This is a genomic window from Streptomyces pactum (assembly GCF_002005225.1).
Classification (GTDB): Bacteria; Actinomycetota; Actinomycetes; order Streptomycetales; family Streptomycetaceae; genus Streptomyces; species Streptomyces pactum_A.
This window is the reverse complement of the sequence record NZ_CP019724.1, coordinates 295,671-315,848: the sequence shown is the minus strand read 5'-3', so window position 1 is coordinate 315,848 and position 20,178 is coordinate 295,671. Positions and strand designations below refer to the sequence as shown.

Genomic DNA, 20,178 nt, shown 5'->3' with positions numbered 1-20,178 from the left:
GGCACCCATGAGTCCGCACACCCACCCCGACGTCTCCGCGGCCGGCCTCGATCCGGACGTGACGGCCGACGTCGCGGCCCTGTACTCGGACGGCATCACCGCCCGCAAGGGTGCCTTCGCCCCCGACTGGGCCGACCGGCTCCGCGAGGACATCGACGCGGCCTTCGAGGAAGCGCTGGCACGGCCCGGCGGCGCCGTCGGACGCGGACCGCACCGCTACTACGTGGAGATCCACCCCGAGCAGCTACGCGGCTTCGTCGACCTCGTCGACCACCCCTGGGTGAGGTCCGTCTGCACCGCGGTGCTCGGCCCGGACTACCGCATCGTCGAGCTCGGCTTCGACGTGCCGCTTGAGGGCGCCGTCAACCAGCCCTGGCACCGGGACTTCCCCATGCCGGAGGAGACCCGCGCCGAGCGGCGGCTGACCTCTTTGGCCTTCAACGTGACCGCCGTCGACACGGAGGAGGACATGGGGCCCTTCGAGATCGCGCCGGGCACCCAGTGGGACGACAGCCCGGAGTTCGGCCACGGGATGTTCCCGCCCCGTCCGCACTACCCTCGCCTCGAGGAGCGGGCCGTGCGCAAGTACCCGCGGCGGGGCGACATCTCGGCGCGCACCGCGCTGACCATCCACCGCGGCACCAAGAACGACTCGGCGAAGTCCCGGCCCGTGCTGGTGCTGGGAGTCGACGGCCCCGAGGCCACAAACGGCGACCGGCACGACACGGCAGTGACCCGTACCTACTGGGAGTCCCTGCCCGAGCGGGTGCGGCGCCACCTGGACTGCCCGATCGTCGACAGGCTGGAGCCGATCACGCAGAAGCACACCATCGAGGGTCTGGTCATGGGCGATGCCTGAGCTCACCGCGGAGCCCGAGAACACCGAGGCGGCCGTCGGGGACCAGCGGAAGGCGCCGGCCATGGTGTACGCGGTCGCGGGCGTGTCCGCGCTGGGCGGCCTGCTGTTCGGCTACGACACCGGCATCATCTCCGGCGCTCTGCTGCACCTGCGCGAGGACCTGGACCTGTCCTCCCGCGAGCAGGAGATCGTCGTCAGCGTGATCCTGCTCGGCGCGATGGCCGGAGCGCTGCTCGCGGGACGCCTGGCCGTACGGCACGGACGCCGCAAGGTCGTCATCGCGGTCGCGGTCGTCTTCGCCCTCGGGGCCGCGGCCGCCGCCGCGGCCCCGGGGGTGGGCAGCCTCGTCGCCGCGCGCTTCGTACTCGGACTGGCCGTCGGCGGCGCCTCCAACATGGTGCCGGTCTATATCGCCGAGACGGCTCCCGCCGGGATCCGCGGCCGGCTCATGGTGCTGTTCCAGCTCATGGTCGCCTGCGGACAGCTCATCGCCTATCTGTGCGGCTGGGCGTTGTCGGGCAGTGGCGGCTGGCGCGTGATGTTCGCCCTGGCGGTCCTCCCCGCCGTGGCCCTGGGGATCGGCATGCTGGCCCTGCCCGAGAGTCCACGCTGGCTCGTCGAGCGCGGCCACCGGGAGGAGGCCGTGAAGGTACTGACCCGGCTCCGGCCCGCCGGCACGGACGTCCGCCGGGAGATCGACGAGATCACCGAGGTCGCCGCCGCCACTCCCTCGGGCGGCTGGCGCGACCTGCGACAGCGCTGGATGCGCCCCGCCCTGCTGATCGCCGTCGGAATCGCGGCCTTCTCCCAGCTCACCGGCATCAACGCCGTCGTCTACTACGCACCGACGATCCTCGTCGACGCGGGGTTCGGCGACTCGGCCGCCCTGCTCACCGGCGTGGGGATCGGCGTGATGCTGGTGGTCGCCGGTGTGGTCGGTGCCATCGCCGTGGACCGGGTGGGCCGCCGCCGGACGATGCTGTGGTTCCTGCCGGGCTCCGGCCTCGCCATGGCGGTCATGGCCCTGGCCTTTCTCGGTCCTCAGGGCTCGGCGGCGCAGCGCTGGACGGTGATCGTCGCACTGTTCGCCTACATCCTGTGCAACGGGATCGGGCTACAGGCCGTGGTCTGGCTCATCGGCCCGGAGATCGTCCCGCTGAGTGTGCGCGGCCCGGCGACCAGTCTCGCCACCGTCACGCTGTGGGGCGTCGACCTGCTGATCGCGGTGACCGCTCTGACCGCCATCCAGACAATCGGCCGCTCCGGCACCTTCTTCGTCTACGCGCTGATGAACGTCGCGTGCATCGCCTTCGTGGCGGCGAAGGTACCGGAAACCCGGGGACGGTCCCTGGAGAGCATCGAACGAGCGTTGCAGCGTGGCGGCTCCTTCCGGAAGACCCTTCAGAACCACTGAAGGTCCGACCGGGAGGGGGCGCCTCGCGGGCCCGGTCGCAGCACCGTTCCGCCACGCCGCGCCGCTCGCAGATCACTCAGGACGACACTCCGTAGAAGGAGGCGATCGCCGCGGCGCGGTTGTGCAGCGAGGTGCGCAACCACTGCGGGGAGAGAGCCTCCGCGTCCGTAGTGAGCTGCCACAGCGCCCATTCGGCGTGCCGTGCGTCCTGGAAGGTCACCTCCAGCCGCAGCCGCCCGTCCGCGTCGGGTTCCTCGGCTCGGACGGCCAGCGCGGTGCTCACCAGGTCCTCCCGGCGCGCCGGGTTCACCCGCACCAGCACCGTGACCTGATCGCCGTCGGAGAGGAACTGCGCGCAGCGTTCCCGCCAGATCCGGTCCAGGTCGACCCGGTCCGGTCGCTGGGCCGGTTCGGGGAGTGTCTCGGCGGCCAGCACCCGCGACAGCCGGTAGGTGCGGTCCGCGCCGGACCGTGTGGCCAGCAGATAACCCCGGTCGCGCACGGTGACCAGGCCGATCGGGTCCACGGTGCGCCACTGCGGTGTCTGGTCACTGGCCGCGTAGCGGATGCGCAGCTTGCGGCCGGTGAGCACCGCGCGCCGGACCTCGATCATCGTGGCGTCGGGCAACTCGTCGGTGAGCAGGCGGTGTGAGAGCAGGTCGGTCTCCGGATCGATGAGCAAGCGCTGGGCGGCATCGCTCGCGGCTGCCCGGTGGGTCTCGGGCAGTGCGTCAACCACCTTGCGCATGGCCGCGGCGAGGGCGGTGCCGAGGCCGAACACCCGCTCACCGCGCCCCGACCCGGCGACCAGGAGGGCGAGGGCCTCGTCGTGGTTCAGTCCGGTGAGATCGGTCTGGAAACCGGGCAACAACGCGAAACCGCCGCGCCGGCCGCGTTCGGCGTAGACCGGGATGCCGGCCGCGGACAGTGCCTCGATGTCGCGCAGCACGGTGCGAGTGGAGACCTCCAGCTCGCGGGCCAGCGTGGCCGCGGTCAGCCGGCCGCGCCGGCGCAGCAGCAGGACCAGCGAGATCAACCGGTCGGCACGCACACGAGAACGTTAACGGAATGCATGACGAAGGGTGTCGTGATTTGCGGGGAGGCTTGCCAACGTGCCGTCGAAGGCGGTGGCCGCCGAGCCGACGTGCGTACGCGCCGCCGATGAATCGAATGGAGCTGATGTGACGATGGAGCGGATGACGGTCGACCCGTGGACGTGGTCGGTGGAGATGGGTTACAGCCAGGGCCAGATCGTCTCCGGGCACGCCCGGACGCTGTACTGCTCCGGACAGACCGCGATGAGCGGCGAGGGCAAGCCTCAGCATGCCGGTGACATGGCGGCGCAGTTGGCGCTGACCATCGACAACCTGGAGTCCGTGCTCGGAAAGGCCGGCATGTCCCTCGCCGACCTCGTCCGGCTCAACGTCTACACCACCGACGTCGACCGGCTCTTCGAGCACTACGGCGTGCTGGCGTCGCGGCTGGGCGCCGCCGGGGTGGCACCGACCACCACGATGCTCGGGGTGACACGGCTGGCGATCCCCGGCCTGATGGTCGAGTTGGAGGGAACCGCGGTCGCCTGAGGTGACCTCGTCGCCCGCGGCAGGGCTTGTTAGTGCCGTGCCCGTCAGCAAGAGGGCCGCCTCCGTCCGGCAGGCGGCCCTCCCGCGGATCGGCCGGCTCAGTCCGGGCCGGGTTCGGCCGCGCAGGCGACGTCGGACCGCGGGCGTTCGCCGGTGACCAGGAACTTGGTCGTCGCGTCGTTGAGGCACCGGTTCTTCAGGAAGAGATAGGCGAGGTGCCCGCCCTGGTCGGCGGTGACCATCCGAGCCCGCTCACCGAAGGCCTCGCGCAGTTCGCGGGCGCCGGACAGCGGCGTGGACGGGTCGCGCAGGTTCTGCACGATCAGTACGTTCGACGGCCCGCGATCGGTGATCTTCACCGGGGGCTCGCTCGGTTCCGTCGGCCAGAAGGCACAGGGCCAGATGTTCGCCCCGGCGGCGCCGAACATCGGGTAGCGGGAACGGTCCGCCTCGACGTTGCGCTGATACGCGGCGACCGACTCCGGCCAGTCGCGGTCGTTGCACAACACCGCGAGCTGGGCGGCGACCGGGTTGTCGGCCGGCTGCCCGGGCGGTACTTCCGAGGGCGGGGCCGGCGGGAGGGGCCGCCCGGTGTCGACGGCACGCCAGATCGCGGCCAGTTGTGGCAGCCACTGGTCCAAGTACAGCTTCTCGAACGTGACCTTGCGGAACCGCTTGCCGTCGAAGCCGTCCGGCCTCGGCCTGGCGTCCAGCCGGGCGGCGATCTCGAAGTACTTCCTCCTGATCCGTTCCACCGAGGTGCCGAAGCCGTACTCGGGGTGCTCGGAGAGGAACCTGGCGAAGTCCGGGAACCTGTCCTCGACGCCCTCTCCGAAGCCGCGGGAGGCCGATGGGCCGCTGCCTTCCGGGCCCATCGCACTGTCGAGCACGAACTGGGCACTGCGCTGCGGGAACAGCGTGGTGTAAACGGAACCGAGGTAGGTGCCGTAGGAGATGCCGAGGTAGGAGATCTTCGGCTCGCCCAGGGCGGCGCGGATCCGGTCCATGTCACGCGCGGTGTTCGCCGTACTGATGTGCGCCAGCATCGGCGCCGTCGCCGCGGAGCCGCACTTCTCGGCGACGTCGGCCGCGTACACGGCCCGCTTGGCGACGTCGGCCGGGCCCAGCGCGTATTCCGGGATGTTCGCCGTCGCCGTCGCCTCACCCTCCAGATCGCAGGTCACCGGAGTGCTGTGCCCGACCCCGCGCGGGTCGAAGCCGATCACGTCGTAGGCGTCCAGCACACTCTGCGGTACGCCGTAGTACTTCAGCACCAGTGGGTAGGACAGCCCCGGTTCGCCCGGCCCGCCGGCGTTCGTCAGCAGCACGCCACGGCGCTTGTGAGGGCTGGGGGCGGCCAGGCGCGAGATCGCCAGGTCGATGCTCTTGCCGTCGGGGTCGCGGTAGTCCAGCGGAACCTTGAGCGTGCCGCACTCCAGTGCCGGCAGCGCGGTGCCGCCAGGGCACTCGCCCCAGCTCACCACGTCCGGCGACGCGCGCGACGCCGTTTCGGCACAAGCCCCCTGCCCGGTAGGAAGCGCCACCATGACGGTGGCGAGAACGGCAACGACAAACCTGCGCATGCAATGCTCCTCAGCGGCAGACACAGCCAGGGATCGGCGGCACAACACGACCGGAGCTCCATCGGGAGATGACGAAACCGTGCTGAACCGGGTGACGGAAGGACCTTCGAGGGGACGGGCCCGAGGAAGCGGGTCAGCCCGCCGCGCCGTCGAGCAGCCAACTGTGGCGCAGCCGCAAAGCTCGTTCCGTGCTCGCCGTCAAAGTGATGAGCCCGACGACGGAGTTGCCCCATGCCGACAGATCGACGGGCGAGGAGAAGGCGCCGACGTAGGGAGAGACGCCGTCCGCCCGGGTGAGCTGTTCGGCGAGCTGAACAACGAGGAGGAACACGGCGACGACGAGCACGATCGACGAAAGGAAACCGACCCCGCGACTCAGGGCGGGATGCCTGCGGTCGAAGTGCGCGCGGCGTCCTTCGGCGGAGTCGCCGTCCGGGACGAGTTGGTACTCCGCTCCGTCGGCCGTGACGTAATGGCAGCGCTTGAGCCCGAACGCGCTCATTCTCACCTCGACGACGCCACCCGGGACGGGGAAGGCGGCAGGGAGTCCGGACCGGGCGTGTTGCCTGCCGTCGACGTAGAGACACGCTTTGACGTTGCCGGACGAGTTGTTCCGCCAATGCCTGACGTCCACGGCACAGACCGTCCGCCGACCGTCGTCGCGTGTCAGCCGGAGGTAGAACAGCGCGCGGAAAGGCAACTGCCACCAGCGGAACCGCTTCAGCGCGCGCCCGTCCCCGGGCCTGACCCGCTGCACAGCCCGACGACGCCGCACTTCGTTGAACATGCCTCCCACTTTCCCTGTCTCGGGTGAGAGTCCAGCCACCCGTGTTCCGTCGCCATCGGCGCGACGAATCCGGGACCGAGTCTGTCCGTGCGGCGCGGCGGGCACATCAGCCCGGTGGTCGGAAACGTCTTCGACCACGGGTGAGGCCGTGATTCGACTTGGGTCTAGGGCGTATCAGTCCTCGGTCCGACTCACCGGCCGTACGGTTTCGCGATAATGACCAGGTGCACACGGACGTCGCTTCACGGCTCGGATGGTGGCAGCAGGCCTGGCGGCTGACGGCGGCCACCGCAGTGGGCGCCCTGGCCTGGCTCGCCACCGGTGTGGTGCTGTCGCGGGGACCGGCGGCCGAAACGGGCTCCTGGTTCCTCATCGGTGACCCACTGGTGGCTCTCTGCTGTCTGACCGCGCTTCTGTGGCGGCGGCGGTTCCCCTTCCCCGTCGCCACGTCGGTCGCTATCGCCTCCACCACGTCAGCGCTCGCCACCGGCGCCGCGCTCGTGGCGCTGGGTTCGATCGCCACCCGTCGTCGTCCGGTGGAGACCGGGGCCGTCGTGCTGGCCTACGTGACCGCGTCACAGTTCGCTGCCGGGTTCTACTCGGTCCAGAGCTCACCCGCCTCGTGGTGGCTCCAGCTCGCGCTGCCGGCACTGGCCGCGGGCCTCGCGGTCGCCGTGGGCACGGCCGTCGGTGCGCGGCGTGCCGAAGTACGGTCGTTGCGCGACCGGGCGGAGAGCGCGGAGCGGGAACAGACCGCACGAGCGGAGCGCGCCCGGATCCTGGAACGCAACCGGATCGCCCGCGAGATGCACGACGTGCTCGCGCACCGGATCTCGCTGGTCGCCATGCAGGCCGGCGTGCTGGATCACCGCAGCGACCTCAAGGCCGAGGAGAACCGCGTCCTGGTCCGCGGCATCGCCGAGGGCTCCCACCAGGCCCTGGAAGAACTACGGGGCGTCCTCGGCGTCCTCCGGGCCGACCCGGGCCCGGAACCACCGCAACCCTCCCTCGAGCGAATCCCCGCTCTCGTGGCCGACGCACGCGCATCCGGACTGGGCGTCACGCTCACCGTCACCGTGACGGAAACACCGCCCGACGTCGTCGGACGGACCTGCTACCGGGTCGTCCAGGAAGGTCTGACCAACGCCGCCAAACACGCTCCCGGAGCACACGTGGACATCACCATCGAAGGAACAGCGGGCGACAGGCTCGACGTCGGCGTCCGCAATTCCCCGGCCGCCACGCGCGCCGCACGCCTGCCGGGATCGGGATTCGGCCTGCTCGGCCTCAACGAACGAGTCCACCTCACCGGGGGAAAACTCGGTCACCGCTCCACGCGCGACAACGGGTACCTCCTCACCGCGGAACTACCCTGGCCGGACCCCACCCACGAAAAGAGAGCATGAGTGGACAGCGAGCGGGAGCCGGTGCGTGTCGTCATCGTCGACGACGAACAACTGGTGCGCATGGCGTTGCGGCTCGTCATCGACGGCGAGCCGGACCTGACCGTCGTCGCGGAGGCGGCCGACGGGGACGCCGCCATCGCCGTGGTGGACGAACACCGGCCGGACGTCGTGCTGATGGACGTGCGGATGCCGGGCCGTGACGGTCTCAGCGCGACCCGGGAACTCCTCTCCCGGCCGACGCCGCCACAGGTGCTGATCCTGACCACGTTCGACTCCGACGATCTCGTGCTCGACGCCCTGCGCACCGGGGCACTCGGGTTCGTCCTCAAGGACACCCAGCCTCCGCGGCTGCTCGACGCGGTGCGGACCGTCGCGGCCGGCAACCCCGTGCTGTCACCGGCGGCCACGACACGGGTGATAGCCGCGGCGACCGGGCCGCAGTCTGCTCACGCCCGCAACTCGTCGCGCGAGGCCGCCCGGAAACAGTTGTCCGCGCTGACCGAACGAGAACTCGAGACCGCTCGGGCCATCGCGGACGGACTGGGCAACGCGCAGATCGCCCAGCGACTGCGCATCAGCGTCGCGACCGTCAAGGCGCACACGGGCAGCCTGTTCGCCAAGCTGGCGGTCGACAACCGGGTGCAGATCGCGCTCCTGGTCCGCGACGCGGAGGAATGACCCCGCCAGGACCGCCGGTGGGGAGGTGAGTGGCGGCATGCGAACCTCAGCCGTCTCGGCCAGGGCCTGACCAGCGGACCGTGCCGGGCGGCCCACCGGCGCCGAATTGCCGCAGTGACCGCTGGATCCTCCTCCACCTCACCGAGGAGAGGGCCCGCCACAACGGCCACCTGGACATCCTGCGCGAGATGCGCGACGGCACGACCGGCGATGGGATGCGGCGGAGACCACGGGCGGAGCCGGAGTCGGATCGAGGCGACGGTGCCGTGAGCGTTTCGCACGTTCTTCTCGCCGGTGGTGGGCTTCGCTCACCACCCTGGGAGCGATCCGAGCCTATGGAGGGAGGGGGACAGCGGTACCAGAAGAAAAAGAGATTGCCTCGGGGACGAGGTTCACATTGGCTGGGCGGCATGGTGGAACTGCGTACCGATCGCCTCGTCCTGCGCCGATGGCGTGACTCCGACCTCGAACCGTGGGCGGCGATGAACGCCGATCCGGAAGTCCGGGAACACTTGGGTGACCTGCTTACCCGCGAACAGAGCGATGCCTCCGTGGCGCGGTTCCAGGCCGACTTCGACCGGCGAGGCTATGGGTGGTGGGCGGTTGAGGAGAGGGTCACGGGCGACTTCGTCGGCTTCGCCGGCTTGGACGAAGTGGACGACGGCATGCCGTTCACCGGAGTGGAGATCGGCTGGCGGCTCGCCCGCTCGGCTTGGGGCCGGGGTTACGCCACCGAGGCTGCCCTGACAGTCCTGACCCACGGCTTCGACACCCTTGGACTTCCCGAGATCCTCGCAGTCACAACAGCCACCAACCTTCGTTCGCAGGCGGTGATGCGCCGGATCGGTATGACCCGGGACCCGGCCGGCGACTTCGACGACCCCGCCGAGCCCGAAGGGCCGTTGCGTCCGAACATGCTGTACCGCATCGCGCGTACTGCGAGGATCTGACGTTCCTTGCGGCGAAGTACCTTCGCTGCGGCGGACGCCTCCTCACGTCCGCCGCCTGGTCAAGCGCCCCGGCGCCCTGTCCCCCTGCCAAGGGCGTCTTCGGCCGGTCCTGTTCCGAGGCTGTCGGAGGCGAGGGCTCGGCGGCCGTTCGTGGCTTCCTTCTCGGGTCGGCAGACGAGCGGTCGAGCCGTCCGGCGAGGTCGCACTGTGTCGTTGCCGGACAGGTCGCAGCTCCGTGCGCTGTCACGGCACGTGTTCTGGACCCGGTGTTCGTTTCCGTCCAGGACAAGATCTGCGGCTGAGCCTCAGCGTGTACCCAGCAGCTCGCCCGATCATGGGGAGGCAGCACGATGCGTGACTCGGTCTGCACCGGTTTCATGTCGCTGGACGGTGTGGTGGACTCATTCGGCGGGCCGGGGGAGGGGCACCGCAGTGGCGGCGGGCGATCGGACCGCCGTCGCCTTCGCGCAGTTCCTGGCGGTGAGGCCGACGTACGAGCGCAGAACCCGGGCCCGTGAAGGTTGCGCCTTCCGGAACCGGCGCGGTGCCGGTCCGGCGCTCGGGAGCGGTGATGGCCGCGTGCGCTCGGCCTTCCTGCTCCCAGAACACGAGGCCCCAGCACACCCCGGCGACGGACCTCAGCAGCACAGCGAGATCTCAGTGCCCCAGCCATGCCATCGAGAGGCCCTGATCACGGCCTTCTGCGACGTCCTTCGGTGCGATCATGCACGCATGAACCATCTCGGCGATGCGCACCTGCGCACCTGGACGCTGCGATTCATGGCCCTGCTCGCAGCCGACACCCAGGAGCAGCTTGCCTGGCTGGGCGAGCGTGAGGTGGAGACTGAATCCGTTGTCGAGGAGATAGAGCTCCTCTGCCGTGTCTCCGAAGGACTCTCGGAGCGCGGAGTCTTCGAACCCCGGAGTCTGGGCGTCCTTCAGGCGATCGGCCGTCGCCTCGGCGGGATCGATGCCGCCTGCCGCGCCGGCCTCTGGGCCAACACCCTGGCCACAGAACCGGCGTGGGACGAAATACGCCCGCTCGCCCGCCAGTTCCTCCTCACGATGTTCGACGACTGGCGTCAGCCGCTGCCTCTCCCGGTGCCCCCGTACACGAGCGATCACTGAGCACGTCCAGCCGCCTGTGCCACCGCGGTGCGGCCCGCCGCTGCCATTGGCCTGGCCACTAGGCTGCTGCCCCACACGAGTGTCAGCCCAGGGGGGACGTTGTGCCACGGTCCGACGCAGCGGTCAGGACTCGTACACGGCTGCTGTTGATGTACAACCTCACGCCGCAGGTGGGGGTGCCCGAAGACATGCTCCGCCCGCTGACCGAGGCGCTCGACCTCGGCCGGTTCGCCGCCCATGTCGAGGCCGCCGGGCTGCTGCTGCCCCGGCTGGTGCTGCACGAGCGCGTCCCCGAGATCACGCTGCCGCCGAGCGCGGCGCGGGTCGACGGTGCGGCGGTCACCCTCGCTGTCACGCCTCGCCGGGACCCGTTGCTCTTCGTGGACGTCGAAATCGCGGACGACGCGGACGGCTCGCACGCCCTCGCCGAAACCCTCTACGCCACCTGGCAGGACCGCTCCGCGACGCGCGTCGGCGGGGTGCCGCTGACCGAGTGGCTCGAGGGACGCCTGCGCGCGTACGGCGTCACGGACGGGCCCGCCGGCCAGCCGCCGCTCGAGTTCGGCCGGAACGTCCACCAGAGCGTCTTCCCTGGAGCGGCACTCGCACGAGGGCTGCTGGCAGAGCACGCGCCCGGCGACGCGGTCGGCCAGGAGGTCGTGACGATCGTGCTGCGCGGCACGCTGGACGGCGACACCGGCGCCACGCTGGGCATCCGCCGGCCCGAGACGCTGAACAACGCCGGCCAGACCATGGTCGCGCACGGCAGGGGCGTGTCATTGATCGTCGGCTACGCACCGCCGGTGGAGAACGCGTTCGGGCTGGCCGCGGCCGGCATCCTCAACGCGGTCGCGGCCGTGCACCGCATCAGGCGGCAGGCGTTCGAGGCGCTGGAGCTCGACCGGGCGGCGGTGGTGGAGACGACGGACGATGCCCGTTCCCTGGTCGCGCAGCTCTCGCGCCGGCTCAGCGATCTCCAACTCGACCTGAGCTTCAGCGTCGAGGCGTACGCCGACACGATCCTCATCCCCGAGCTGCTGGTCGAAAGCTTCCACTCGTCACTGCGCGACATCTCGGCGCTGGCGGACGCGCTGGCCAACACGTCCCGCATCGTCGAGCGCGTCGACGCCGTGCTCGCGACGCGCCGCGTCGACCTGGAGACGGCGGCCCAGCAGTACGCCGAGGACCGCGACCGGGTACTGGCCGCGGTGATCGCAGTCGGTTCGGTCATCGCGCTCCCGCCCGCGCTGCTGCTGGCGTTCTTCGGCGTCAACAGCAGCGACGTGGACCCGCGCCGGTCGATCCTGGACGTCCAGCACTACGGAGTCGCGTACGCGATCGCCTGGTTGCCGTTCCTGCTGCTGATCCTGGTCGGCCTGGTTGCACGCCGCCGCATTTCGCTGAGTCTGTCCGCCCCGGACGCCGTCACTACCGATCCGCGCCGAACCCGGCGTTTTTGGCTCAGACGACCGCGGCGACGCGGTCGGTGACGCCGGGCCCCACGAGGGCCGGGCCCCGCTGGCGTCCGCGACCGTGCGGCCGGCACGGGACGTTGCCGGCGGATCGTTAGACGAGTGATCCTCGGGTACTCGCCTCGGTGTGCCGAGGCCGCGTACTGCTCGGTCCCGGCTGCGACGAATCCAGTAGAGAGGACGGTTTCGAATGAGCACGGTCAAGGAAGCGGTGGAAGTCGAGGTTCCTGTGCACACCGCCTACAACCAGTGGACCCAGTTCGAGGAGTTCCCGCAGTTCATGGAAGGGGTCGAGGAAGTCAGGCAGCTCGATGAGCGCCGCAATCACTGGACCACCAAGGTCAGCGGGGTGAAGCGCGAGTTCGACACCGAGATCGTCGACCAGCTCCCCGACGAGCGCATCACGTGGCGCACCACCACGGGGGACACCAGGCAGAAGGGCACGGTCCGCTTCCAGCGCCTGGACGACACGCACACCAGGGTCGAGCTGGTCATGGACGTCGAGCCCACGGGAGCCGCGGAGAAGACCGGTGACGCGCTGGGAGTGGTCGACCGGCGGGTGAAGGGCGACATGCAGCGTTTCAAGGAGTACATCGAGGGACGTGGCGGTGAGTCCGGAGCCTGGCGCGGGCGGATCAGGCCGGGTGAGTGACCCCTGTCCAGTCCCCGCAGTGGCATCGCTGCCGGCGCCATGACCGCATGGTGCCGCCGATGCTGACCTCGTGACCGTGTCACGACTACAGCGTCGGCCCGGTCCTGTGTGCGCGCCTCGGGGTGGTCCCTTGCTGTCGCGGAGCCCGGTTGCCGGCCGCCCGTGGCAGCCCGTGGACGCCCGGCGTGCACCGGATGCGCTCTCAGCAACCCGAGCACAAAGGCGGTGCCACGCCCGGGAGCGGCATCGACGCCGCGGCGGCACCGGCCAGGCCTCCGACACCACGGACGCGGCCCTCGCATACCGCTGCGCCCGCTTCGAGCGCTCGCCTACGACATCCAGGCCACGGCTTCGTCCACTTCAGGCACCAGCTCATGTCCGCCGGTTCGGACAGCAGTTGGCGAACCGGGAAGGATCGCGCCGGCGAGCATCCTTCCCCACTCGGGCGGCGTCACGCGGTCTCCAGAGGGAAGGCGCATCACAACGGAAGAGTCGGGGAGGCTTGCAGTGGATGAAGCGTCGCTTCGTGCGGTGGGATGGGCGCGGTCGATACCGATGCACACGAGCCCCAAAGCTGCGCGTGATTGGGCCTGTCGGCACCTGCGGTCACTGGCGTGGGCCGACACGGCTCCGGAGACGGTGGATGCTGTTCTGCTGACCGTTTCGGAACTGGTCACCAACGCTCATGTGCACGCTCACTCCCATGCCCAGTTGCTGATGACCTGGGACGGGAGGTGCTTGCACGTTGCCGTCCACGACAATTCCACCACGCTGCCCACCCAACGCGCCGCCAGCAGCGACCGCATCGGGGGACGGGGCATGCTCCTGGTCGATGCACTGACCGACGGCTGGGAAGCCCGGCCCTGCCCCCACGGAAAGACGGTCACCGCTTGCTTCCGCCCGCCGACCGAGGACCCAGAGCCCTGTTGAAGGTCGCGCGGCAGGAGAGCGATAGCCGGTGGAGCCGCGGAACTCCAGACCGGTCACCTTACTGACCAGGCATCGGTCCGGCGTAGCGGGACGACTGGCAGCCGGCACCCGTGGCCGTGCCGTAATAGCCGCTGATCCACGCAGTACGTAGCGCGGACGGCCGCGGGTACTGGCACACCAGATACGACTCTCCTCTCCGACTGGCTTCGAGGCCTTCCTCGACGGCCCGTGCGATGTCCTCGGGTGTGTCCACGCCGCGCGTTCTCCCTTCACCTGCTCCGCTGCTGATCGGTCTCACGCCTGTGGCCGAGGCCGCTGGTTCCCGCGACGCTAGTCGGCGGCTATGCCGCGGGCGCTGAGGACGTTGCGCAACTCCGGGCCCAGGAACTCGGAGCCGAGGACGCGCCGAAGGTTCGGAAGCAGCACGAGGTCGTCGAGGGAAGCGACGTCGAACAGGTCGTCCTCGCCGTCCCAGACCGGGGCGCATTCTTGGTAGACCTGGTTCCCGCCGTCCATGCACAGCTCCTCGACGTCGGCCAGGAGCCCGTCGCCGATCCTCAGCGATTCGAAGTAGCTGCGTGCCTCGGGCACGATCTGGTACGCCAGGCCGTGCTGCTGGGCGTACTCCCAGGGGTCGCCGAGCCCCTTCTCCTTGAGGAGGTCGGCGAGGCGGAACTGTGGCGTCAGCCTCTCATCGATGTACATCAGTTGCTCGACGACGATGAGCTTGAAGTTGAAGTCCTTGAACGTGGCCATGCGCACAACCTAGACGGCACCACTGACACCAAGACCATCGCGGCAGGGAAACCGGGGCGCGTCTGGTCCGGAAGCCCTCGCCAACTGACGCGGCAGAACCGCCCGTTGCCGGGCGCCGGCCCTCCGCACCCCAGGAGACGGACGACGAACGCGCCGCGCGCACGGCACGTGTACGGGCCCTGTCACTCGACCACGCGCCCCTGAAGCGCCGGGTGAACGACCACCGCCACCTGGCACGGGAAGAACTGACCGGCCGGGCGTTTCCGCTCGATCCGCCACCTAATGGCGGGCCGGTGATCGGCGCGGCTCGTCGTTCGTCCGAGGCAGGGGACGTGCTGTGCCGGCCCAGGGCCGTCCTGTCCGGACGAACGGGTCGGCCGGTACGACCGCCGGCTGACTCAGGGGCCGCCACCGGTTCTCCGGCTACCCGACATCGCTACCCGACATCGCTGCCCGGCGTCGGCGCTGCGCGGCGACGTTCGCCACCGGGGCGGCGAGCATCAGCGCCCGGGTGCAGGCGTGCCGGGGAGCCCCCGTGACGTCGGCGGCGTCGCCCGTCTCCACGATCTCTCCCCGGTGGATGACCGCCACCCGGTGGCTCATGAAACGCACCACGGGCAGGTCGTGCGTCACGAAGAGATGCGCCGTTCCGGCCTCCTCCTGGATGTTCAGCAGCGGGTCGAGCACGGCCCGTTGGGTGGTCGCGTCGAGCGCGGAGACCGGCTCGTCGCAGATGACCAGCCGGGGGCGCAGAGCCGGCGCGCGGGCTATGGCGACCCGCTGCCGCCGGCCCTCGGAGAACTCGCGGGGCAGCCGGTGGGGCGGCGTCCGCGGGCAGGTGGACGCGGTCGAGGAGGCTTGGGACCCGGCCCCGGGCCTCCCGCGGGCTCGTGCCGTGCGCGATCAGTGGCCCGGCCAGGATGTCGCCGACGGTGAGCGAGGGATTCCACTCCCTCTCGCCGTAGAGGCGGCCCCAGGCGGCGGTGTGGAGCAGGGCCCGGACCACTGAGCGCCGAAGACGCGCGTCCCGTCACGCTCGGCGCACCGGATGACACCTGAGCGGCCGCCAGTTGCCGAGGCGACGATTGGCACAGCACCAGCCGCACAACACGGGCCTGACACGCCATCAGGCCCACTGCGTCGCTCGAGGCTACATCCCCAACAGGACTTGACCACCTCGGGGGAGGGAAGAACCCGACGGGCGGTGACAGTGGTGCTCAGCGGTTGGGTCTACCTGCCGGGCCGGTCACCCTCGGCTCCCCGCTCGGCATGCGTGACCTCGGCTTACCCGGCGTAACGTATCGCGAGTTGATCACGCTGTTAGGAGTGTGCCGGTTGATCGCCGGTGTCACGTCGCAGTCCCCGGGTGTCCCCCGTGGGCTGTGCGGCGTCGGGCGCCCGTTACCGGCTTGTCCGGAGCGGGTCCGCCCTCGTGACCACGGTCCGGAACGCGGCCTGCCTAGCTCCCAGGGGTTTGCTTGGAAACAATTGTCTTGCCGTGACTTGTCCATTCCTGTCCAGGTCGATCATCGACCACCGCACGGTTCACAGAAGAAGCACGTCTCCTTGATATCCACGAAAGTCCGGTCCGCCGCGCCCCGGCATGCCCGCACCGTGTCCTACGGCCGGGTGCGAGGTGTCTATCTGCCTCGCCTCGCGGACGCGGCCGCCTCCTCCATGGCCACCTACGGCATCCCCTTGCTGGTGTTGAGCACGACGAACTCCTCGTCGCTGACCGGAGCCGCCTTCATGCTGGCGTGGGCACCGCGGCTGTGCACGTTCAGTCTGGCCGGCATGGCCGTCGACCGTTTCGGGCCCGCACGGGTCTTCCGGCTTGCGGCCTCGGCCCGGGCGCTGGTCGGCGGACTCGCGGTGCCCGCCTTGGCCATGGCTGACGACAGAACGGCGTCGAGTCTGGTGATGCTCCTGGCAGCGTGCGCCGGATGCCTGACCCAGTTCAGCTTCATCGCGGCCGAGAGCGTCGGTGCGATGGCCAGTCGTGACGCCGGCGACGGGGCTCACCGCGTCCAGTCGGTTCTGCTGGGCATCGACCAGGCAGCCGCTCTGGTCGGCCCCGCGGCAGGCGGCCTCCTTCTGCAGTGGGGCGGTTCCAGCGGCATGCTCCTGGTGATCAGTGCCATGTCGTTGCTGTCGGCCGCCATCGCCCCGGGCTCCCGCCAGTCACCTCCGCAGCCACCGGAAGCGACCGGGCCCGCCGCGCGGGGATGGCGCACTGGCTGGTCCACCCTGCGCGCGCTGCCGACTCTCGCGTGGCTGGTCGCAGGGCTGGCGTTGTCCAACCTGGCGCTTGGTCTGCTGGAGGCGGCAACCCCCGTCATCGTGGTGCAGGAACTCGGCCAGTCCAGTGCGTCGGTCGGCTTGGTGTGGTCCTGTGCGGCCGTCGCCTCACTGCTGGCGGTCGCCACCTCCCGCGTCGCGATCGACCGGTGGGGGCTGACGAGGGTGGGCCGTTGTGCGGCTTTGGTGGCCATCGTGCCGTGCTTCCTCATCGCGCACGCCGACTCCTACCCCGCGTACCTGATCCTGGCCGCTCTCTTCCTGGCCGGGGACAGCGTCCTGGCCGTCGTGCTACGCACCCTGCGCTCCCATCTCATCCCCGCCGAGGTGTTCGGCAGCACGTTGTCCGTGACGGTGCTGATCCTGCTCGTGCCCTATCCCCTCGCCGGCGTCCTCATGGCAGTCGTCGAGCCGGGAGCCATACGCACCGTGATCACCATCTGCGCCGCGCTGCAGTGCCTCGGCCTTCTCAGCGCCTTCACCCTCGGCACGCGTCCCCGCCCCCGCCACGGAAAGCACCGCAGATGAGGTCGACGCGTGCTCCCTGAGCGCGCATCCGCGGATGTGCGGCCCAAGGCGCTGACCCCGGCCGCGTCGCCCGCGCGGGTGAGAACAGCATCCCCACCCAGAGCGGCACGCCCCTGAGCAGGGCTTACGGGACGTCGTTCAGTCGCCGACGCCGGGTGGGCCGTCGAGGACGGTGGGGATGTACTCGAGCAGTTGCATGCGACCGTCGAAGGTGCGGCTGTCGACCAGGTCGAGGGTGATGTCGGGGTACCCGTCGAAGATGCGTTCCTTGCCGGTGGCCCCGGTGATGACGGGGAAGACGACCACCCGGAAACGGTCGGGGCGTGGCGATCCACTCGTGACCGAGCAGTTCCTGGATCGCGATGATGCCGACGCCGTTCCGGTACGGCGACGACGCCGGCTTTTCGGTGCTCGAATCGGTGGCGGACGTGCACTTCCTGACCCAGTGACAGTCGAGACTCCGACGCCATGGTGCTCGGCCACAGAGCCTCCGCAGAAACCCGTTGGTGGAACCACGGCGGCCACTGCTACGTTTCCGGAGGCCGTGCAAGAGAACGAGGAGGTGGTACCCGTGAACGTATCGACATGGGTGCTCCCCTCCGGGGTCACGGTCGGGCGATAGGTCGTCCGGGAGCGCCGTTCAATGGCTCTCCCGAAAGGCACCACCATGCACTTCACTTCTGAACAGCGTCTCGACGACGCCGTCATCGAGCGTGAGTTCACCCTCGGTGAGATCCCCGGCATCCTGTGGACGCCCGCATCCGCATCCGCACCGGCGCCGCTGATCCTGCTCAGCCCTCCTCCTCTCGGGCTGCGCAAGACGTACCCCCGGCTGGTGGCCCGGGCCCGGCACGCTGCGGCCGACGGCTTCGCCACGGCTACCATCGAGCTCCCCGGAAGCGGCGACCGGCCCCGTTGGCCCGCCGCCGAGCAGGCCCGCGCCGACCTGCGTCGGGCCATGGAGGCCGGCGAGCCGGTCAGCGACGAGATCATCGACGCCCTCATCCTCCCGCTCGTCGACAAGTCGGTCCCGGAATGGCAGGCTGCCCTGGACGCCCTCCTGTCGCTGCCCGAGATCGGCGGCCCGGTCGGTTACTCGGGGGGAGTGATCTCCATCGGGACCCGGCTGGCGGTGGTCGAGCCGCGCATCTCGGCCGCCGTTCTGTTCGCCGGGAGTTTCGTCCCCCGGGCCATGTTCGAGGAGGCCCGCCAGGTCACCATTCCGCTGCACGTCCTGCTGCAGTGGGACGACGAAGGGAACGACCGGCAGGCGGCCCTGGACCTGTTCGACGCCTTTGGCTCCAAGGAGAAGACCCTGCACGCCAACATGGGCGGGCACACCGGCGTCCCGCAGTCCGCAAGCGACGAAGCGGGCCGATTCCTCGCCCGGCACCTGAAGTGACGCCGGGCCGTCAAGCCACCAGCAGACGGTAAGCCGTGTCGGCCAGGATGCTGCCCACCTAACTGCGGCAGTTGTGCATACGTCTCCGCGATCGAGCATCTACCCGAATGCTGTTCTGCTGTGCGGTCTTGAGGGGAGGGGACTGTCAGTGCCCGATTCCGATCAGGCCTGGCGCCAGTGTGTTTGCCTGGGTCATGCCCCCAGGTTCTCCGGCACGGGCAGACACTCGGCGAGCAGGTCGACGACGTCGCGCCAGGCTCGCTGCGCGTGCTGTGGGTGGTAGCCGACGCCGGGGACCGTGGAGTGGTCGACCGGCGGGTGGTGGAAGGCGTGCAAGGCTCCGCCGTAGACCGTGAGGCGCCAGTCGATGCCCGCGGTCTGCATCTCAGCGGTGAACGCGTTCCGTTGTGCGGGCGGCATGATCGGGTCTTCCGACCCGACCCCGGCCCACACCGGGCAGCGAATGCGCGCCGCCTCGCCCGGTCGGCCCGTGGTCAGTGCGTTGACTGTCCCGATCGCGCGCAGGTTGACGCCGTCGCGCCCGAGTTCCAGCCCGACGGCGCCCCCGGTTCCGTAGCCGACGGTGGCGATCCGGTCGGGGTCGGTCCGGGGCTCGGTGCGCAAAACGTCGAGCGCCGCATGGCCGATCCCCCGCATCCGGTCGGGATCAGCGAGCAGCGGCAGGCAACGGGCCAGCATCTCCTCGGGGTCACCCAAATAGCGCCCGCCGTGAAGGTCGAAGGCCAGCGCTACGTAACCCAGCTCGGCGAGAGCATCTGCCCGGCGGCGCTCGACGTCGCTGAGCCCCATGCCCTCTGGTCCGAGCAGCACCGCGGGCCGGCGGTCGACACCGGCCGGGAGCGCGAGGTGCCCGATCATCGTCAGACCGTCGGCCGGATACTGGACCGGACGCGTCGTAATCGTCGTCATGAGACTGGACTGTAGTGATCGTCGAGCCCGATCCGGCCGCTGTTCTGCCGCTGGCAGAACAGCGCGGGTTACCCCTGTGGAATACGGCGAGCGCTCACAAGAACCGTCACAAACCCCGTCCCCACGGCAGCGCTGTCGACATCATCCCGTTGCCCCTTTGGGGAGTATCTCGGTCACACCCGCATGACAGGCGGGTGTCCCTGAACTCGTCCGTGCAGAGCGCCCTGCCGTCCACCAACGCGCGGGTTCCTGCGACTGAGCGGCCAGAATTCGCGACCCGCCTGGCTTGCCCGGTAGCCATGTCGACCCGGGGGAGTCGAGCCGCGAGGCCGCCGCCCGGGAGCTGGCTGAAGAGACCGGCGTCCGCGCCCCTGCCGACGACCCGCGCGAGATTGGCACGTGGGACCAGCCCAGCCGAGAGCCGCGCGGCAGGTACAGCACCGACGCCTACGCGGTCATCGTCCCCGTCGGCATCCAGACCACCGCCGGAGACGACGCCCGCACCGCCCGATGGTGGCCCCTGAACGGCCTGCCGAACCATCTGGCGTTCGACCCCACGCCGACATCCTCCGCGCGGCCGTGTCCTCCTGAGCCCTCACCACGAGATCCCCGCGCCTCGCCCGGCCCTTCCCGCCCGGGCGAGGCACATCCGTCGCCGACACGGAGAACCTCCGAGTGGCACGTATCACCGTCCGCGTGGAGCCCCGCCACGCCGACAACGGCCCCTGCACACACGAGGTGAAGCCGTCCGGCAAGCCCCGCGACCCGCACTCCGGCTGCCCCGGGAGGGCCGCCTAGTCGTCTGCAGCGAACACGGTGACG

General features: G+C 70.1%; 19 protein-coding genes and 4 pseudogenes. 15 read left to right on the top strand and 8 right to left on the bottom strand.

Translation table 11 applies throughout. The features are described from left to right. The first annotated feature begins 7 nt into the window (after positions 1-7). Positions 8-859: a phytanoyl-CoA dioxygenase family protein gene (locus tag B1H29_RS01300; protein WP_055421531.1), complete on the top strand. Its 852-nt coding sequence runs from the start codon at positions 8-10 to the stop codon at positions 857-859. Then, on the top strand, positions 852-2,273 hold the full coding sequence (locus B1H29_RS01295; protein ID WP_055421532.1) for a sugar porter family MFS transporter: 1,422 nt from the start codon (positions 852-854) through the stop codon (positions 2,271-2,273). Before B1H29_RS01300 ends, B1H29_RS01295 begins: the two co-directional genes overlap by 8 nt. A gap of 76 nt (positions 2,274-2,349) precedes the next feature. Here B1H29_RS01295 and B1H29_RS01290 read toward each other — a convergent pair whose 3' ends face one another. Beyond that, a complete protein-coding gene (locus tag B1H29_RS01290; RefSeq protein WP_055421533.1) occupies positions 2,350-3,324 on the bottom strand; it encodes a helix-turn-helix transcriptional regulator in 975 nt (324 codons plus the stop codon). 136 nt (positions 3,325-3,460) lie between these two features. Between B1H29_RS01290 and B1H29_RS01285 the strand changes: the two genes are divergently transcribed. After that, positions 3,461-3,856: a RidA family protein gene (locus B1H29_RS01285; RefSeq protein ID WP_055421645.1), complete on the top strand. Its 396-nt coding sequence runs from the start codon at positions 3,461-3,463 to the stop codon at positions 3,854-3,856. Between the two features lie 98 nt (positions 3,857-3,954). Here the strand turns inward: B1H29_RS01285 and B1H29_RS01280 are convergent, their stop codons facing one another. Next, positions 3,955-5,439 carry an alpha/beta hydrolase gene (locus B1H29_RS01280; RefSeq protein WP_055421534.1) on the bottom strand — a complete coding sequence of 495 codons (1,485 nt, stop codon included), beginning with the start codon at positions 5,437-5,439 and terminating at the stop codon, positions 3,955-3,957. Positions 5,440-5,572: 133 nt separating this feature from the next. Then, positions 5,573-6,073, bottom strand: a complete 501-nt coding sequence (locus B1H29_RS01275) for a hypothetical protein (RefSeq protein WP_244209014.1) — start codon at positions 6,071-6,073, stop codon at positions 5,573-5,575. A gap of 377 nt (positions 6,074-6,450) precedes the next feature. Between B1H29_RS01275 and B1H29_RS01270 the strand changes: the two genes are divergently transcribed. The 8 genes and pseudogenes from B1H29_RS01270 (at position 6,451) to B1H29_RS01235 (ending at position 13,442) form a co-directional block, all read left to right on the top strand. Beyond that, positions 6,451-7,632, top strand: a complete 1,182-nt coding sequence (locus B1H29_RS01270) for a sensor histidine kinase (protein ID WP_055421536.1) — start codon at positions 6,451-6,453, stop codon at positions 7,630-7,632. Further along, positions 7,633-8,310, top strand: a complete 678-nt coding sequence (locus B1H29_RS01265; RefSeq protein ID WP_055421537.1) for a response regulator — start codon at positions 7,633-7,635, stop codon at positions 8,308-8,310. A 29-nt stretch (positions 8,311-8,339) separates the two neighbouring features. Beyond that, positions 8,340-8,498: pseudogene (locus B1H29_RS40120) on the top strand (DUF664 domain-containing protein); the annotation flags it as partial. A gap of 222 nt (positions 8,499-8,720) precedes the next feature. Continuing rightward, a complete protein-coding gene (locus tag B1H29_RS39010; RefSeq protein ID WP_055421538.1) occupies positions 8,721-9,260 on the top strand; it encodes a GNAT family N-acetyltransferase in 540 nt (179 codons plus the stop codon). Between the two features lie 732 nt (positions 9,261-9,992). Further along, a complete protein-coding gene (locus B1H29_RS01250) occupies positions 9,993-10,388 on the top strand; it encodes a hypothetical protein (protein ID WP_079167809.1) in 396 nt (131 codons plus the stop codon). A 149-nt stretch (positions 10,389-10,537) separates the two neighbouring features. Then, positions 10,538-11,878, top strand: coding sequence for a hypothetical protein (locus B1H29_RS01245; RefSeq protein ID WP_055421540.1), 1,341 nt, complete (start codon positions 10,538-10,540; stop codon positions 11,876-11,878). A gap of 172 nt (positions 11,879-12,050) precedes the next feature. Beyond that, positions 12,051-12,512, top strand: coding sequence for an SRPBCC family protein (locus tag B1H29_RS01240; protein ID WP_055421541.1), 462 nt, complete (start codon positions 12,051-12,053; stop codon positions 12,510-12,512). 507 nt (positions 12,513-13,019) lie between these two features. Then, the gene (locus B1H29_RS01235; RefSeq protein ID WP_055421542.1) at positions 13,020-13,442 is read left to right on the top strand and encodes an ATP-binding protein; all 423 of its coding nucleotides are present in this window, start codon (positions 13,020-13,022) and stop codon (positions 13,440-13,442) included. A 58-nt stretch (positions 13,443-13,500) separates the two neighbouring features. On the opposite strand, the gene B1H29_RS39985 is transcribed toward B1H29_RS01235, so the two are convergent. The 3 genes and pseudogenes from B1H29_RS39985 to B1H29_RS01220 all read right to left on the bottom strand — a co-directional run. Then, positions 13,501-13,695 carry an Rmf/CrpP fold protein gene (locus B1H29_RS39985; protein WP_079159941.1) on the bottom strand — a complete coding sequence of 65 codons (195 nt, stop codon included), beginning with the start codon at positions 13,693-13,695 and terminating at the stop codon, positions 13,501-13,503. Between the two features lie 77 nt (positions 13,696-13,772). Next, on the bottom strand, positions 13,773-14,198 hold the full coding sequence (locus B1H29_RS01225; RefSeq protein ID WP_055421543.1) for a DUF6892 domain-containing protein: 426 nt from the start codon (positions 14,196-14,198) through the stop codon (positions 13,773-13,775). A 423-nt stretch (positions 14,199-14,621) separates the two neighbouring features. After that, a pseudogene (locus B1H29_RS01220) lies at positions 14,622-15,144 on the bottom strand (ATP-binding cassette domain-containing protein); the annotation flags it as partial. 668 nt (positions 15,145-15,812) lie between these two features. On the opposite strand from B1H29_RS01220, the gene B1H29_RS01215 reads away from it, so the two are divergent. Further along, a complete protein-coding gene (locus tag B1H29_RS01215; protein WP_055421544.1) occupies positions 15,813-17,024 on the top strand; it encodes an MFS transporter in 1,212 nt (403 codons plus the stop codon). Between the two features lie 138 nt (positions 17,025-17,162). Here the strand turns inward: B1H29_RS01215 and B1H29_RS01210 are convergent. Further along, positions 17,163-17,345 (bottom strand): annotated as a pseudogene (locus B1H29_RS01210) (dihydrofolate reductase family protein); the annotation flags it as partial. Between the two features lie 346 nt (positions 17,346-17,691). Between B1H29_RS01210 and B1H29_RS01205 the strand changes: the two are divergent. Next, positions 17,692-18,426, top strand: coding sequence for an alpha/beta hydrolase (locus B1H29_RS01205; RefSeq protein ID WP_055421646.1), 735 nt, complete (start codon positions 17,692-17,694; stop codon positions 18,424-18,426). 192 nt (positions 18,427-18,618) lie between these two features. Here B1H29_RS01205 and B1H29_RS01200 read toward each other — a convergent pair whose 3' ends face one another. Further along, positions 18,619-19,356, bottom strand: coding sequence for a dienelactone hydrolase family protein (locus tag B1H29_RS01200; RefSeq protein ID WP_063787550.1), 738 nt, complete (start codon positions 19,354-19,356; stop codon positions 18,619-18,621). 286 nt (positions 19,357-19,642) lie between these two features. Between B1H29_RS01200 and B1H29_RS39980 the strand changes: the two are divergent. Beyond that, positions 19,643-19,834 (top strand): annotated as a pseudogene (locus tag B1H29_RS39980) (NUDIX domain-containing protein); the annotation flags it as partial. Positions 19,835-20,031: 197 nt separating this feature from the next. Beyond that, complete coding sequence (locus B1H29_RS39780) at positions 20,032-20,154, top strand: hypothetical protein (RefSeq protein WP_267892005.1); 123 nt, start codon at positions 20,032-20,034, stop codon at positions 20,152-20,154. The last annotated feature ends 24 nt before the right edge of the window (positions 20,155-20,178 follow it).

Bases quoted from the DNA above. Each gene is read 5' to 3' on its own strand.
- B1H29_RS01300 (WP_055421531.1), top strand. From the start codon at position 8: ATGAGTCCGCACACCCACCCCGACGTCTCCGCGGCCGGCCTCGATCCG.
- B1H29_RS01295 (WP_055421532.1), top strand. From the start codon at position 852: ATGCCTGAGCTCACCGCGGAGCCCGAGAACACCGAGGCGGCCGTCGGG.
- B1H29_RS01285 (WP_055421645.1), top strand. From the start codon at position 3,461: ATGGAGCGGATGACGGTCGACCCGTGGACGTGGTCGGTGGAGATGGGT.
- B1H29_RS01280 (WP_055421534.1), bottom strand. From the start codon at position 5,439: ATGCGCAGGTTTGTCGTTGCCGTTCTCGCCACCGTCATGGTGGCGCTT.
- B1H29_RS39010 (WP_055421538.1), top strand. From the start codon at position 8,721: ATGGTGGAACTGCGTACCGATCGCCTCGTCCTGCGCCGATGGCGTGAC.
- B1H29_RS01250 (WP_079167809.1), top strand. From the start codon at position 9,993: ATGAACCATCTCGGCGATGCGCACCTGCGCACCTGGACGCTGCGATTC.
- B1H29_RS01245 (WP_055421540.1), top strand. From the start codon at position 10,538: ATGTACAACCTCACGCCGCAGGTGGGGGTGCCCGAAGACATGCTCCGC.
- B1H29_RS01240 (WP_055421541.1), top strand. From the start codon at position 12,051: ATGAGCACGGTCAAGGAAGCGGTGGAAGTCGAGGTTCCTGTGCACACC.
- B1H29_RS01225 (WP_055421543.1), bottom strand. From the start codon at position 14,198: ATGGCCACGTTCAAGGACTTCAACTTCAAGCTCATCGTCGTCGAGCAA.
- B1H29_RS01205 (WP_055421646.1), top strand. From the start codon at position 17,692: ATGCACTTCACTTCTGAACAGCGTCTCGACGACGCCGTCATCGAGCGT.
- B1H29_RS01200 (WP_063787550.1), bottom strand. From the start codon at position 19,356: ATGACGACGATTACGACGCGTCCGGTCCAGTATCCGGCCGACGGTCTG.